Annotated in this window: 11 protein-coding genes; 5 read left to right on the top strand and 6 right to left on the bottom strand. The window is 61.5% G+C overall.

Annotation, left to right across the window (positions count from 1 at the left end; genetic code table 11):
* Positions 1-126: 126 nt before the first annotated feature.
* Positions 127-1,164, bottom strand: coding sequence for an AraC family transcriptional regulator (locus AD665_RS07550; RefSeq protein ID WP_024781375.1), 1,038 nt, complete (start codon positions 1,162-1,164; stop codon positions 127-129).
* Between the two features lie 206 nt (positions 1,165-1,370).
* Between AD665_RS07550 and AD665_RS07545 the strand changes: the two genes are divergently transcribed.
* Positions 1,371-2,315, top strand: a complete 945-nt coding sequence (locus AD665_RS07545) for a SphA family protein (protein WP_053191569.1) — start codon at positions 1,371-1,373, stop codon at positions 2,313-2,315.
* A gap of 146 nt (positions 2,316-2,461) precedes the next feature.
* Here the strand turns inward: AD665_RS07545 and AD665_RS07540 are convergent, their stop codons facing one another.
* The 4 genes from AD665_RS07540 to AD665_RS07525 all read right to left on the bottom strand — a co-directional run bounded on the left by AD665_RS07540 (position 2,462) and on the right by AD665_RS07525 (position 6,655).
* On the bottom strand, positions 2,462-3,670 hold the full coding sequence (locus AD665_RS07540) for a DSD1 family PLP-dependent enzyme (RefSeq protein WP_162232178.1): 1,209 nt from the start codon (positions 3,668-3,670) through the stop codon (positions 2,462-2,464).
* A 74-nt stretch (positions 3,671-3,744) separates the two neighbouring features.
* Positions 3,745-5,043 carry a D-arabinono-1,4-lactone oxidase gene (locus AD665_RS07535; protein WP_162232177.1) on the bottom strand — a complete coding sequence of 433 codons (1,299 nt, stop codon included), beginning with the start codon at positions 5,041-5,043 and terminating at the stop codon, positions 3,745-3,747.
* A 103-nt stretch (positions 5,044-5,146) separates the two neighbouring features.
* The gene (locus AD665_RS07530) at positions 5,147-5,518 is read right to left on the bottom strand and encodes a c-type cytochrome (protein ID WP_024781371.1); all 372 of its coding nucleotides are present in this window, start codon (positions 5,516-5,518) and stop codon (positions 5,147-5,149) included.
* A 252-nt stretch (positions 5,519-5,770) separates the two neighbouring features.
* The gene (locus AD665_RS07525; protein WP_024781370.1) at positions 5,771-6,655 is read right to left on the bottom strand and encodes a LysR family transcriptional regulator; all 885 of its coding nucleotides are present in this window, start codon (positions 6,653-6,655) and stop codon (positions 5,771-5,773) included.
* A 118-nt stretch (positions 6,656-6,773) separates the two neighbouring features.
* Between AD665_RS07525 and AD665_RS07520 the strand changes: the two genes are divergently transcribed.
* Positions 6,774-8,417: a GMC family oxidoreductase gene (locus tag AD665_RS07520; protein ID WP_053191562.1), complete on the top strand. Its 1,644-nt coding sequence runs from the start codon at positions 6,774-6,776 to the stop codon at positions 8,415-8,417.
* A 205-nt stretch (positions 8,418-8,622) separates the two neighbouring features.
* Positions 8,623-10,245 carry an MFS transporter gene (locus tag AD665_RS07515; protein WP_024781368.1) on the top strand — a complete coding sequence of 541 codons (1,623 nt, stop codon included), beginning with the start codon at positions 8,623-8,625 and terminating at the stop codon, positions 10,243-10,245.
* A 170-nt stretch (positions 10,246-10,415) separates the two neighbouring features.
* On the opposite strand, the gene AD665_RS07510 is transcribed toward AD665_RS07515, so the two are convergent.
* Positions 10,416-10,823, bottom strand: coding sequence for a response regulator (locus AD665_RS07510; protein ID WP_024781367.1), 408 nt, complete (start codon positions 10,821-10,823; stop codon positions 10,416-10,418).
* A gap of 235 nt (positions 10,824-11,058) precedes the next feature.
* On the opposite strand from AD665_RS07510, the gene AD665_RS07505 reads away from it, so the two are divergent.
* Both AD665_RS07505 and AD665_RS07500 read left to right on the top strand, forming a co-directional pair.
* Positions 11,059-12,975 carry a DNA topoisomerase III gene (locus AD665_RS07505; RefSeq protein ID WP_024781366.1) on the top strand — a complete coding sequence of 639 codons (1,917 nt, stop codon included), beginning with the start codon at positions 11,059-11,061 and terminating at the stop codon, positions 12,973-12,975.
* Positions 12,976-13,651: 676 nt separating this feature from the next.
* Positions 13,652-13,981, top strand: a complete 330-nt coding sequence (locus AD665_RS07500; protein WP_024781365.1) for a hypothetical protein — start codon at positions 13,652-13,654, stop codon at positions 13,979-13,981.
* Positions 13,982-14,044: the final 63 nt, after the last annotated feature.

The following is a 14,044-nucleotide window of genomic DNA, read 5'->3' as shown; positions in this document are numbered from 1 at the left end:
TCCTGTCGGTTTTTTCTGACAAGCACCACCAGTCAGTTCACAGCCATGCACATCCCTTGTGGAAGCGGGCTTGCTCGCGAAAACGCTGGGTCAGCCGGTATTGATGGTGAGGGGGCTATCTGGCCACTAGCTCTCGGCCGCCTCGCTGCGAAATGCACTGGGGCTCATTCCGGTCCAGCGTCGGAAGGCCCGGCGGAAGCTGCGTACGTCGCTGTAGCCAACCTCTTCGGTGATGCGCTCGATGGACAGTTCGGGGTTGGCCAGCAAGCTCAGCGTCCGGCCGCGACGCACCTGTTCGAGCAAGGTTTCGAACGTCAGGTTGTGCTCGGTCAGGCGCCGTCGCAGGGTGCGACCGCTCATGTTGAGGTCGCCGGCTATTTTCTCGATGTGACTGCCCCGGGTCAGGTCCCGGGCAATCGCACGCTCCACTGCCTGGATCAGATCGATCTTCTGATGGACCTCGGCCGCTTCCTGTTCCAGCAAGGCCAATGCCTGGCGCAGGGCCAGCGGATGATGATTGGGCAGGCGCACGTCCAGCCAGTGGAGGTCGATCAGCATGCGATTGTATCGGCAACCGAAGCGCACATCCGGTCCCAGGACCCGTTGGTACTCCAAGGCATAGGACGGCGCCGCGTGCATGAACTCCACGGCTTGGGGCCTGAAATCCGGGCCCGCCAGTGCCCGACCATACACCATCAGGCTGGCGAAGAATTCTTCGACCGCAAACACCTGGACCTCGACGAAGGGCAAGCGACAGGTTGCGTCGACCATGATCCGGTCAGCGGTTTCTTCGACACTGCTCACTGCGATGCCGCCGGTGGTGTGTTGATAACGGATCCCCAGGGCAAAGGCATCGCGCAGGGTTTCGCACAGCGACAACACATGCCCCAGCAGACCCAGGGTACCGAGCACGTTGCGGTCGCCGACCCACAGCCCCAGTCCCTGATCCGGCAACAGCTTGAGTGCTCGTTGAATCATGACCACGGCCTGGCGATGGGAAATGCGCTGGGCGGGATCCTGCAGATCGTCGAGGCCGAACCCCAGGCCGCGACACAGACTGGCGGCATCGAAACCTTTGTCCGCCACGACTTCGGCCAAGGTCTGCAGTAGGAATGGCGAAACCAGCGCCAGCTCATAGGTGGGGTCGATGACTTTCATCTGCATGGCGGGTTCCGGGGCACGTTAGGTGGCGTTTTTGTAACCGGTTGTTTCATAAACGTTAGCACGCCCCCATGGGAAGAGGGATGCGAAATCTGGCCGCCCAAGCCCCCCTGTGTGGCCGCCAATACCCTGCCCGGCCGGCCGCGAACGGCTTATTTGTATGACTCGGACCTTCGGTGTACCTCCAACAATAATAATGAGCGCCTCACATGAACCCGATCCGCATGACGTTCGCCTTGCAAATGACCCTGGCCCTGGCCTGCTGCTCTGCGCTGCCCGCCCTGGCCACCGAAAACGGAGTCGACAACATCGGCCCCGGCACCGACGGCTTCTTGGTGTTGCCACTGGAAGTCGACAGCCTTCCGGACAACATGGTCGCGTTCAACCTCTACTACAACCATTACAAAGCCCGGACATTCGACATCAGCTCGTTGGGCGGCAAGGTACCGGGGGTGGAAATCGAGTCCACGGCGGTGATCCCGCGCATCGACTACCTGAGTCCGCTACGGTTCGCCGGCGGGCGACTGGGGATCTATGTCGCCCAGCCCTGGATCAAGCAGGAGGTTGCGTTGTTCGGCATGAGCGACACCCGGGAAGGCATGGGCGATACCACCATTTCGCCGATCGTGCTCTGGGACATGGGCAAGAACCTGACCCTGGCTGCCGCCGTGGAAATCACCGTGCCCACTGGCGAATACAGTCGCGACCGACTGGCCAACACCAGCAACAACTTCTACACCTACAAACCACTGTTTTCCTTCACCTGGCTGCCCACGGAAAACACCGAGGTGTCGATGAAAACCACCTACAGCTTCAACCGGAAGAACAAGGACACCGACTACCGCTCGGGGCAGATTTTCCACTTCGACTATTCCGCCAGCTACCGGCTGACCGACAACCTGAGGGTGGGGCTCAACGGCTACTACCTCAAGCAGACCACCGACGACAAACAGTTCGGTCGCACCGTGCAATTTGCCGGGCAGGATGTGGACGACGGCGTGCGCGGCCAGGTCTTTGCCATCGGCCCGGCGCTGCACCTGACCTTCCTCAAATACGCCAGCGCCGAGATCCGCTGGGCCAAGGAATTCGACGTGGAGAACCGCCCCGAAGGCGAGATGCTCTGGGCGAAGCTGAGTATTCCGTTTGAGCTATAAAACCCGGGCGAACACCTGCATCCCCTGTGGGAGCCGAGCTTGCTCGCGATGACGGCGGCACAATCAACATTCTCGCCAACTGATCCACCGCTATCGCGAGCAAGCTCGGCTCCCACAGGGATCGACAGTGGAGCATGAGTACACAGTCAGCTATAAACCGGCCACGTCTCGACAATCCGCCCCCCGCGCACCGCCAGCAGATCACCGAACTGCAGCAGCACCGACTCGACCTGGGTCGGCCTCAGGAACACCTGGTCCTCCACCGCCAGCCCCACCGCCTCGGAGCCGTTGGCCATTTCCTGATTGGAACTGCGACCATAGAGACTGTTGCTCTTCAAGCCGGCTGGGGATTCGAAATCGGCCATCCAGTTGCCACCGTAGAGAAAGAATGTCGCGCGCTGGTTCACGTCCCACCAGGAAAAAATCCGCGACTTGTCGTCCAGCGCCGGGATGTTCACCGCGCCAGTGCGTTTGAGTACCGGTGTCGCGATGTAGGCCGCCGGCACATGCTCGCTCAAGGATGGCAAGTCGTAATGACTGGGTTTGAGCATGGCCGTTCCCACCGACACTTCGGTACTCAGGCGTTCCTGTTCATGCAGGCGATAGCTGGGGCTGCCCGCGGTGTTGAGGGTCAGGCCCGGATGCCACAGGTCGGGGTAGCGCAACCGGACGAAATCCACCCGAGCGGTATAGGTCGCCATGACCCGCGCCAGCAGCGTTTCAGGGCTCGCCAACAGTTCGGGCACGCCCATGCCCACGAAGGGGTCATAGCCCATGAATCCGGCGAATTCCAGTTGCGCCGGATGGGCACGAATCAGCTTGAGCATCGCGTCCAGGCCCGCGTCATCGGCCACCCCGCCCCGGTGCAGGCCGACGTCCAGTTCGATATTGACCCGTATGCGCGTACCCAGCCCTTGGGCCAGGGTCTGGTATTGCTGAACGCGCTCGGGCGTATCCAGCAGCCACTGCAACTGACGCGACGGGTCGAACGGCCCTTTGTGAAGCTGATAGAAAAGCTCGGCGGAACGCACCGGCAGCGGCTTGCCCAGCAGGATATCGGCATCGGGAAACTGCAGCGCATCGTGGTTGAGAAACGGCTGGTGAAACGACATCAACCGCCGGGTCTCGGCCCGCTCGCCGATGTACTTCAGCAATTGAGGCGAAGGCAGAGACTTCTCCACCAGCCGCAACTGCTTGCCCGCGCGCCGGACCGAAGCCTTCACCACATCGATATTGTGATCGAGGCGATCCAAGTCGATCAGCATCACCGGACGCATGGGGCCATGGGCCTTGAGCTCACGGTTCAACTGACGGAAATAATCACTGTACGGCGCCCCTCGGTCATCCGGCCGCAGCCAGGCCCCGACACCGGCCAGCAACACCCCGGCGCCCAACGTTCCTTTCAGCAAACCACGACGATTGACAGCCATCAGCTCACCCCCAGGATCGTTGAAAGATGCCCATTCAGAAACTTCCCAGCGGGATCCAGGGCCTGGCGCACCTGGATGAATTCGTTCCAGCGCGGGTACAGTGCCTGGAGCGCCCTGGCGTTCAGGGAATGCAATTTCCCCCAGTGCGGTCGGCCCTGGTATTTCCAGAAGATCGGCTCGATGGCGGCGAAGAAATTGTGATGGTCCATCTGGTAATGCTGGTGGACGGAGATCGAACAACTGTCCCGTCCTTCGAACATGCTCAAGGGGATGTCGTCAGCCTTCACGTAGCGGTACTCGATGGGAAACCAGGTCCGCAGGTCCTTGTCGCGGATCAGCGCGAGGACCTCTCGCAGACACGCCGGTCCATGCTCGGCCGGCACTGAATACTCCATTTCGTTGAAACGCACGGTGCGGGCATTGGCGTAAATGTCATGGGAATCGCCGACCCGGTCGTCGAAGTCCGCCACCAGCCGCAGGCTGTTGAGCAACGACCGGCGGATCGCCGGAAAGTCGCTGCCGTACTTGTCGAGCTTCTCGATCAGGGTGACGAATTCGTTGCCGCCCTCCTCCTCGGGACTGATGGGCGGCGTGGCCGGATCGGTGGTTTCGTTCAGGGTGATCGACAATGCATAGTCGGAATGGGTGACCACCTGCATTTCCCAGTGCTGGTTGTCCCGGGTATTGGCGTCCACCTCTTCCAGCAGTTCTTCGGTTTTCGCCACCCATTGGCGCTCGCGCAACCGATAGGCAGCGCGGTTCTGCAAGCGCACACGGGTCAGCAACCCCAGCGCTCCGAGCGACACACGTCCCGCCTTGAACACCTCGGGATGACGCTTGGCATCGCAATCGAGCACCTCGCCGCTGGCCGTCACCAATTGCAGGCCGACGACCTGGGACGCATACGAGCCGAAGGCCTTGCCGGTACCGTGGGTAGAAGTGGCAATGGCGCCGGCCAGGGTCTGATAATCCACGTCAGCCATGTTCGGCAACGCCTGACCGATGACCTTGAGCGCCGGACCCATGCGGGACATCGGCGTGCCGCCGCCGAACTCGGCTTGCAGGCTGGCCGCGTCATGCTCCAGCAGGCCGCTGAAAAAACTCAGCGACAACAAGGTTCCGTCGGTGGGCACCAGAGCGCTGAAGGAATGACCGGAGCCCACCGGACGAATCCGTCCTTCGGCACGGGTCACCACTTGCACCAGTTCATCAAGGTCCTTGGGCGCCAAGCGCGCGGCCGGCAGGCAACTCTGTGCACCGGACCAGTTGCGCCATGGGATCAGGCGTGGCGCGCGCATCAGCTCGGCCAGGGCGCCCTGGCTGCCGAGTGCCGCGAAAGCGGCAACCACACCGGCCCGCTGCAGCCATTGGCGTCGTGAGTAGTCCATGGTCATGCCCCCGCTACTGAAATTGTTGGCCGGACATGAAGGCGATCAACGCCAGGAACTGCTCTTCGGAACAGTGCATGCACAAGCCCATCGGCGGCATGCCGTTGTAGCCGTTGATCGCGTGATCCAGCAGGGTGTCGGCGCCCTGGGCCACTCGCGGCGCCCAAGCATTGGCGTCGCCGGTCAGGGGCGCTCCGGCGCCGGGGTTGGCATGGCAGAGCTTGCAACTGCTGTCGTAGACCTGGGCCAGCGCCGCATCGGCGGGCATGGCGTTGAGGGTCGCGGGCGCAGGCGGCTTGGCCTCTTCGCCGCATCCAGCGAGCAGCGCGCCAAGCAGCGTGAGGGTCGCGATGTGAAACCGAACAGAAGGAATGCTTGCCGACATAAGGCCCCTCTCGGCGGCGCATGGCTGCACCTTTCTTGTTGTGGGTCTGGCAGTTCCCACGTTACGGCACGCCGGCGTGTCGGCTTGAGGTCATTGGGGGCCAGAAAAGGGGGCTTGGGCGGCCAGGGCTGATATCTGTCCATGAGGACCTGTGGCGAGGGGATTTATCCCCTCGCCACAAAAATCCCTTTGCCAGAGAAATTCCTTTGCCACAGAAATGCTTTGCACAGGGCCATGTCCACCCGATTCAGATCAGGGCAACAATGTCCCCTGCTCCCGCTCGCACAACTGCACCACGTAATCCCACAGCACCCGCAGGCGCACGGATTTGTGCAGTTCGCGACGGGTGCTGATCCAGTAGCTGCGGCGCAGGGTTTCGTCGGGTAGCAAGGGCACCAGCGCCGGGTCGTTGCTGGCCATGTAGCACGGCAGCACGGCGATCCCGAGGCCCGAGCGTGCAGCCTGTTGCTGGGCGATAACGCTGGTGCTGTGGAACACCACCCGCGGGTTGCGGCAAAAGCTGTTGAGGAACATCAGCTCCTGACTGAACAACAAGTCATCGACGTAACCGATCCAGGCGTGACGGGCCAGGTCCTCACGGCTGCGCAACGGCGGCGAGCGATCCAGGTAAGCCTGGCTGGCATACAGCGCCAGGCTGTAGTCGGTGAGCTTGCGGGTCACCAGCAGGTCGGCCGCAGGACGTTCGAGGTGAATGCTGATTTCCGCCTCACGGTTGAGGATGCTGACGAATCGCGGCACCGCCACCAGTTCCACCTCCAGCCCTGGATAGCGCTGGAACAATCCGTCCATGCGACTGGCAAGGAACATGATACCCAACCCCTCGGTCACCCCCAGGCGGATCTTGCCCAAAAGCGCGCTGGACTGGGTAATGTCCTCCTGGGCCAGCAACGCCACGTTCTCCATGGCCTCGGCGTGCTTGAGCAGCGTCTCGCCAGCCGGGGTCAGTTCATAGCCTTGGGCGTGCTGGATAAACAGCGCGGTCCCCAGGCTTTTCTCGATGGCTTCGATGTGCCGGGCCACGGTGGCATGGGTCGTGTTCAGCCGCCGTGCCGCGCTCAGCAGGCGGCCGCTGCGTTGCAGCTCCAGAAAATAACGCAGGTCATTCCAATCGAACATGAACGCTCCTTGCACATCGCTGTTTATAAACGCACAGCCGTTGCGCAAAAACTAACATTCTTTTAACGAAAACTAACAACTAGGATGGGTCAGACAAAAACAAAAAATGAGGTCGCGGATGCAACCTGTCGTCGATGAATACGATTACGTGATCGTGGGCGCCGGTCCTGCCGGATGCCTGCTGGCCAATCGGCTTTCGGCCAATCCCCAACATCGGGTGCTGCTGCTCGAAGCCGGCGGACGCGACAATTATCCATGGATTCACATCCCGGTCGGCTACCTGTTCTGTATCGGCAATCCACGTACCGATTGGTGCTTCAAGACCGAAGCACAACCCGGCCTGCAAGGGCGCGCCTTGAGTTATCCGCGCGGCAAGGTACTGGGCGGCTGCTCCTCCATCAACGGCATGATCTACATGCGCGGTCAGGCCGCGGACTACGACGGCTGGGCCGCCGATGGCAACTCCGGTTGGGCCTGGAAAGACGTGCTGCCGCTGTTCCGGCAAAGCGAAAATCACTTTGCCGGGGATTCCGAACTGCACGGTGCCGGCGGTGAATGGCGGGTCGAACGCCAACGCCTGTCATGGCCGATCCTCGACGCCTTCCGCAACGCCGCCGAACAGAGCGGCATACCCAATGTCGACGACTTCAACGGTGGCGACAATGAAGGCTGCGGCTACTTCCAGGTCAATCAGAAAGCCGGCGTGCGCTGGAATGCGGCCAAGGCCTTCCTGAAACCGGTTCGCCAGCGCGCCAACCTGACGATCCTCACCGAAGCCGAAGTCAACCGCGTTCTGCTACGCGATGACCGGGCCTACGCCGTCAGTGCCCGCTGGCAAGGCAAAGGCATGACCTTCAAGGCGCGCCAGGAAATCGTCCTGTGCGCCGGGGCCATTGGTTCGCCGGGTATCCTGCAGCGCTCCGGGATCGGCCCGCGCAACTTGCTGCAACGCTTGGGAATCGGCGTGGTGCATGAACTGCCGGGCGTAGGCGGCAACCTGCAGGACCACCTGCAACTACGGCTCATCTACCAGTTGGAAAATGCCCGGACCCTGAACCAGATTGCTGGCACGCTGTGGGGCAAGATGGGCATGGGCCTGCGCTACCTTTATGACCGCAGCGGCCCCCTGTCCATGGCGCCCAGCCAGCTCGGCGCGTTCGCCCGCTCGGGACCGGAGCAGACGTCGGCCAATCTTGAATACCATGTGCAGCCATTGTCCCTGGAACGCTTCGGCGAGCCCCTGCACAGTTTCCCGGCGTTCACCGCGTCAGTCTGTGACCTGCGTCCGCAAAGCCGCGGCCGGGTAGACATCCGTTCGGCCGACCCGCACGAGGCGCCGCTGATCCAGCCCAACTACCTGAGCCATCCCGAAGACCTGCGGGTCGCCGCCAACGCCATCCGCCTGACCCGACGCATCGTCGCCGCGCCCGCCCTGCAAGCGTTCAAGCCAAAGGAATACCTGCCGGGCCCAGGCCTGCAGAGCGAAGAAGAACTGCATCGGGCCGCCGCCCGCATCGGTACGACGATTTTCCATCCGGTGGGCACCTGCCGCATGGGCCAGGACGCTGACGCGGTGGTGGACGCGCAACTGCGGGTCCACGGCATCAAGGGCCTGCGCATCGCCGATGCCTCGATCATGCCGCGCATCACCTCGGGCAATACCTGCTCGCCGACGCTGATGATTGCCGAAAAGGCGGCGCGGATGATGCTGGCGACGAACGCGACAAGCACCGTCAGCACCAAGGAGACAGCAACGGTCTGAAGAACAACCAAGGTCCCTTGTGGGAGCGAGCCTGCTCGCGATGGCGATGTGTCAGTCAACCTATTCGTTAACAGGCATACCGCTATCGCGAGCAGGCTCGCTCCCACAGGAAACGGCAGTCACCCAAGGAATGCGTCAAAGCAGGAGATGCCAATCCGGCATCGACAGTGGAACAACAAAAACAATCACTGTGAGGGATACCGCTATGTCCGAGCATGTTCAGCCCCTGGAAGCCACGCGCAGCGTCGGCACCAGCCAGGAAACCCAGAAAGTCATCTTCGCCTCGTCCCTGGGGACGGTGTTCGAGTGGTACGACTTTTTTCTCTATGGCGCCCTGGCGGCGGTGATCAGCAAGCAGTTCTTCGCCGGCGTCAACGATACCACCGCGTTCATCTTCGCCCTGATGGCGTTCGCCGCCGGCTTCGTCGTGCGGCCATTCGGCGCATTGGTGTTCGGGCGGCTGGGGGACATGATCGGGCGCAAATACACGTTCCTTGCAACCATCATCCTTATGGGCCTGGCGACGTTCTGCGTCGGCCTGCTGCCCAACTACGCCAGCATCGGCATCGCCGCGCCCATCATTCTGGTCGCACTGCGTATGCTCCAGGGCCTGGCCCTGGGCGGTGAATACGGCGGCGCAGCGACCTACGTCGCCGAACACGCGCCCATCGGCAAGCGCGGCCTCCACACCAGCTGGATTCAGTCCACCGCCACCCTCGGGCTGCTGCTCTCGCTGTTGGTGATACTGGGCTGCCGTTACTTCACGGGCGATCAGTTCGAAGTCTGGGGCTGGCGCATTCCATTCCTGCTGTCGATCCTGCTGTTGGGCATTTCAACCTGGATCCGCATGAGCCTGCATGAATCACCGTCCTTCGTGAAAATGAAAGAAGAAGGCAAGTGCTGCAAGGCACCGATCCGTGAATCGTTCGGTCAATGGGAAAACCTCAAGGTGGTGCTGATCGCGCTGTTCAGCATCAATGCCGGGCAAGCGGTGACCTTCTATGCCGCGCAATTCTATGTGCTGTTTTTCCTCACCCAATTTCTGAAAATGGACCCGGCCCTGGCCAACAGCCTGCTGATCGTCAGCGTGGTAATCGGCGCGCCGTTCTTCATCTTCTTTGGCTGGCTCTCGGACAAGGTCGGGCGCAAACCGGTGCTGATGATCGGTCTGCTATTGGCAACGGCGTTGTACTTTCCGATCTTCAAGACCCTGGCCCACTACGCCAACCCGGCGATCGACCTGGCCAGTCGCCAGGCACCGATCAGCGTGATCGCCGACCCGGCCACCTGCACTTTCCAGTTCGACCCGGTGGGCAAGGCACGTTTCGATAGCCCCTGCGACAAGGTCAAGACGTTCCTGATCAAGCAAGGCCTGCCCTACAGCAGCGTCGCGGCACCGGCGGGCAGCACGGTGCAGGTCAACGTCGGTGACGTGAAGATCGACGGGTATGACGAAGCCGCCCTGCGCGGCGCGGTGACCCTGGCGGGCTACCCGCAGAAGGCCGATGCCCAGCAGATCAACCGGCCGATGATCGTCGCCTTGATCGTGGCGCTGATCATCATCTCGGCGATGTGCTACGGCCCGCTGGCGGCGTTGATGGTCGAGCTGTTTCCAACCCGCATCCGCTACACCTCCATGTCCCTGCCCTACCACATCGGCAACGGCTGGTTCGGTGGCTTCCTGCCCACCGTGTCGTTCGCTCTGGTGGTCTACACCGGGGATATTTTCTACGGGCTGTGGTACCCCGTGGTGATCACCGGGGTAAGCCTGGTGGTGGGCATGCTCTGCCTGCGGGAAACCAGGAATGTGGACCTGGACAAGAACTGAGAAACAGCAGCGTCACTCCTGTTTTTAGGAGCATAGCTTGCTCGCGATTGCGGTAAGTCGGCCAACAACAATGTTGACGGGTCTATCGCTATCGCAAGCAAGTTATGCTCCCACAGGTTCGTGGCTCAACTGACTGGCATCAGGCTCCCACAGATACTCATCTGTATCCGTCAATGGAGCTGGTGATCCTTCACCGTGCTCTCCACCAGGTCCAGCATCTGCCCCAGCGCCCAGGGCTTGGCGATGAATGCAGCGTGGTGCTTGATCCCGGCGCTTTCCGGCGTTTCGAAACCGGACATGATCAGCAACGGTATCTGTGGCCAGCGATCTCCGGTCAGGTTTGCCAGGTCCGCACCGTCCAACGTGCCCGGCATGGTGATATCGGTCAGCAACAGGTCGACAAAATCCGCGCTCTGCTCGAGGAATGTCAACGCCGAATCGGCGCTTTCCCGAGGCTCCACGACAAACCCTTCGTCCTCCAGGATTTCGCACAGGAATTCCAGTATCGTCGGGTCATCCTCAACAACGAGAATCAGACGCGTGGTGGCCTGTCCGTCGCCCTTCGGCATCGAATTCATAAAGTGACTCTCCTTGATCCCGCCAATGGTTACGCGGTTTCAGCCGCTCTGAAAGTTATGAGCGACGCACTCGCGAGAAATTCATTCCAAGTACAGACCGAACGCCGAACGTCACCCCGGACGCTCCAAACGCAGCGCAACGCTTTGTCTGTATATCCATACAGATAAAGCTTGCTCTCGGGCCGATCCCTGACCATGCTATCGCCCCATGAAACCTGCTCAGGAAAAGGGCGTTATGCGGTTGTACCTGTGTGAGAAACCGTCCCAGGCCAAGGACATCGCTGCGGTGCTCGGCGCCACACGGCGCGGTGACGGCTGTTGGCTGGGCGCGAATGTCACGGTGACCTGGTGCATCGGCCATCTGCTGGAAACCGCCCCACCCGACGCCTACGATGCCCGCTACAAGCGCTGGGTACTGGCCGACCTGCCCATCGTGCCGGCGCAATGGAAAATGACCGTCAAGCCAAAGACCGCCAGCCAGTACAAGGCGGTCAAGCGCCTGCTGGGGGAAGCCAAGGAACTGGTGATCGCCACCGACGCCGACCGGGAAGGCGAAATGATCGCCCGGGAACTGGTGGAACACTGCCGCTATCGCGGGCCGATCCAGCGGCTGTGGCTGTCGGCCCTCGACGAAGCCTCGATCCGCAAGGCCCTGGCCGCCCTCAAGCCGGGAGCCGAAACCTTCAACCTGTATCATTCGGCCCTGGGCCGCTCCCGGGCCGACTGGCTGATCGGCATGAACATGAGTCGCCTGTTCACCTTGCTGGGGCGGCAGTCCGGTTACCAGGGTGTGCTGCCGGTGGGCCGGGTACAGACGCCCACCCTGCGACTGGTGGTGGACCGCGACCGCAGCATCGCCGACTTCGTGCCGGTCGCCTATTGGGCCATCGATGTGCAACTGCGCCACGCTGGCACCGCTTTCACGGCCCAATGGCGTGCCGATCCTGACGCCTGCGACGATCAGGAGCGCTGCCTGAACCAGGCCCTGGCCCGCGATGCCGCCCAAGTCATGAGCAACGCCCATACCGCCCTGGTGACCAAGGTTCGCACCGAACGCCTGCGCGAAGCGGCACCGCTGCCATTCGACCTGGGCACCCTGCAGGAAATCTGCTCGAAGAAACTCGGTCTCGGCGCCCAGGAAACCCTGGATATCGCCCAGTCGCTTTACGAAACCTACAAAGTCATTACCTATCCCCGTAGCGATTGCGGCTACCTGCCCTTGAGCCAGCACAGCGAAGCCCCCGCCATCCTGGCTGCCCTCGCCCAGGCCGACCCGGGCCTCGCGCCGCTGCGTGAACACCTGCAACCGCAACGCAAGTCCCGGGCCTGGAACGACGCCAAGGTCAGCGCCCACCACGGCATCATTCCCACCGCCGCGGCGAAGAACCTCGACAAGCTCGCTGGCAAGCAACGGGCCGTCTATACACTGATTCGCGCGCGCTACCTCGCGCAGTTCCTGCCCAACCATGAATACGACCGGACCCAGGCCGACTTCGACTGCGCCGGCCAGGCGCTGCGGGCCGTGGGCAAGCAGATCGTCGAGCCCGGCTGGAAACGCGCCTTGCCCGAAGCCTTGGCCCCTGCCAAAGGACGTGAAGCGGCGCAGCCACAAACCTTGCCAGCACTGGCCGAAGGTCACGGCTGTGACGTGGACGAAGTGACCCTCAAGGACCTGTGGACCCAGCCTCCCAAGCCGTTCACCGAAGGCGACCTGATCAAGGCGATGAAGAACGTCGCCAAACTGGTGGAGGATCCACTGCTCAAGCAGAAGCTCAAGGACACCACCGGCATCGGCACCGAAGCGACCCGAGCTTCGATCATCCAGGGCTTGCTCGATCGCGGCTACCTGGTGAAGAACGGCAAGGCCTTGTCCGCGACCCCGGCGGCCTTCAGCCTGATCGATGCTGTCCCCCGCGCCATCGCTGACCCAGGCACCACCGCCATCTGGGAGCAGGCGCTGGACATGGTGCAAAGCGGTGAGATGAGCCTGGAAGAATTTGTCACTCGGCAAGCCGCCTGGATGAGCAAGCACATCGCCCGCTGCCAGGGCATGAGCCTGACCATCAGCGGCCCTGCCGGCCGCGCCGCTGCGCCCTGGAAGAAAAAGCGCAAGCCGGTCAAGCGCAAGCCCGCCAAAGCCAAAACAACCTGAAGCACCTTGTGGCGAGGGGATTTATCCCCGCTGGGGCGCGAAGCGGCCCTAAACACCAACACCTCGTATATCAGATAGATTGAGGCGACTCACTTGGGGCCGCTTCGCAGCCCAGCGGGGATAAATCCCCTCGCCACAAATAATCCAAAACCTGACCTGCCCCCACTGCGCGCTCCAAGATTTTTCATACCCAAACCATTTTGTCCGACAATATGTAGTGACCAAAAATAATCACTACAAAACCGTTGACGTCGCCGATTAGCCCTTGCATGATGCAGACGTCTCCCCGATCGGGAGTACAGGTAACCGTTTGAGCAAGCTCGTCTGACCGCCGAGCTGTTTTTTGGATAAGGGACTGCCCACAAGGCAGATTGAAGGTGCTGACCTGGCATGACCGTCCGGTAACAAGGACGAGAAACGTCGGTGAAGGTCCTCATGACGCGCGTGGTCGACCCTCGAAAGTTGACACTGCCTTAAGGTTCTTCGCTGTTTCTCTCCGTTGTAACGCATTTGCGTAGCAGCCCTTCGATAGCACTACACAACCGATGCACGACCCCGTCGAAGTCTGACGGACGAACGCTGACGGCCTGGTTTCGGTAGCAGGCAGGCACTTACCGAGAAGCGAAATCTTTGCGAACCACCAGACAGATCAACCAAATGGTCAAGGGGCTTACACATGAATCTGAACAATCAACCATCTATTGATGAACTGGCTCGCATGTTCGCAGCACACAAGGACACACTCGACAGCCATATCCTGTGGATCAGCAAGACTGGCCAGGTCCATATGGACTGCCTGTCGCCCTACACTCACGAAGACGAGTTCGAACAGAACCAGCAAGACCTGTGCGCCCGACTGAAGATGTACCGCCGCGGCCAAGGTTACGTGGGCAAGAAGGCTGCGGCCGATAAGGACTTCATCGGTCGCGTGCTGCAAACGCTGACCCAGGCCTGGCAGTCGATGCAAAACACTTCGCAAGTGCAAGTCATCGATCGCTTCTGCTGATTTCAGTTGAAAAAAATGGCCCGTTCCTCCATCAGGAACGGGCCATTTTTTCGGCCTGGTGAC

It is taken from the genome of Pseudomonas corrugata (genome assembly GCF_001269905.1).
Taxonomy (GTDB): domain Bacteria; phylum Pseudomonadota; class Gammaproteobacteria; order Pseudomonadales; family Pseudomonadaceae; genus Aquipseudomonas; species Aquipseudomonas corrugata.
This window is presented reverse-complemented; position numbering and strand designations above follow the sequence as displayed.

Coding starts and splice junctions, on each gene's coding strand:
- AD665_RS07550 (WP_024781375.1), bottom strand. CDS start 1,164: ATGCAGATGAAAGTCATCGACCCCACCTATGAGCTGGCGCTGGTTTCG.
- AD665_RS07545 (WP_053191569.1), top strand. CDS start 1,371: ATGAACCCGATCCGCATGACGTTCGCCTTGCAAATGACCCTGGCCCTG.
- AD665_RS07535 (WP_162232177.1), bottom strand. CDS start 5,043: ATGCGCGCGCCACGCCTGATCCCATGGCGCAACTGGTCCGGTGCACAG.
- AD665_RS07530 (WP_024781371.1), bottom strand. CDS start 5,518: ATGTCGGCAAGCATTCCTTCTGTTCGGTTTCACATCGCGACCCTCACG.
- AD665_RS07525 (WP_024781370.1), bottom strand. CDS start 6,655: ATGTTCGATTGGAATGACCTGCGTTATTTTCTGGAGCTGCAACGCAGC.
- AD665_RS07520 (WP_053191562.1), top strand. CDS start 6,774: ATGCAACCTGTCGTCGATGAATACGATTACGTGATCGTGGGCGCCGGT.
- AD665_RS07515 (WP_024781368.1), top strand. CDS start 8,623: ATGTCCGAGCATGTTCAGCCCCTGGAAGCCACGCGCAGCGTCGGCACC.
- AD665_RS07510 (WP_024781367.1), bottom strand. CDS start 10,823: ATGAATTCGATGCCGAAGGGCGACGGACAGGCCACCACGCGTCTGATT.
- AD665_RS07505 (WP_024781366.1), top strand. CDS start 11,059: ATGCGGTTGTACCTGTGTGAGAAACCGTCCCAGGCCAAGGACATCGCT.
- AD665_RS07500 (WP_024781365.1), top strand. CDS start 13,652: ATGAATCTGAACAATCAACCATCTATTGATGAACTGGCTCGCATGTTC.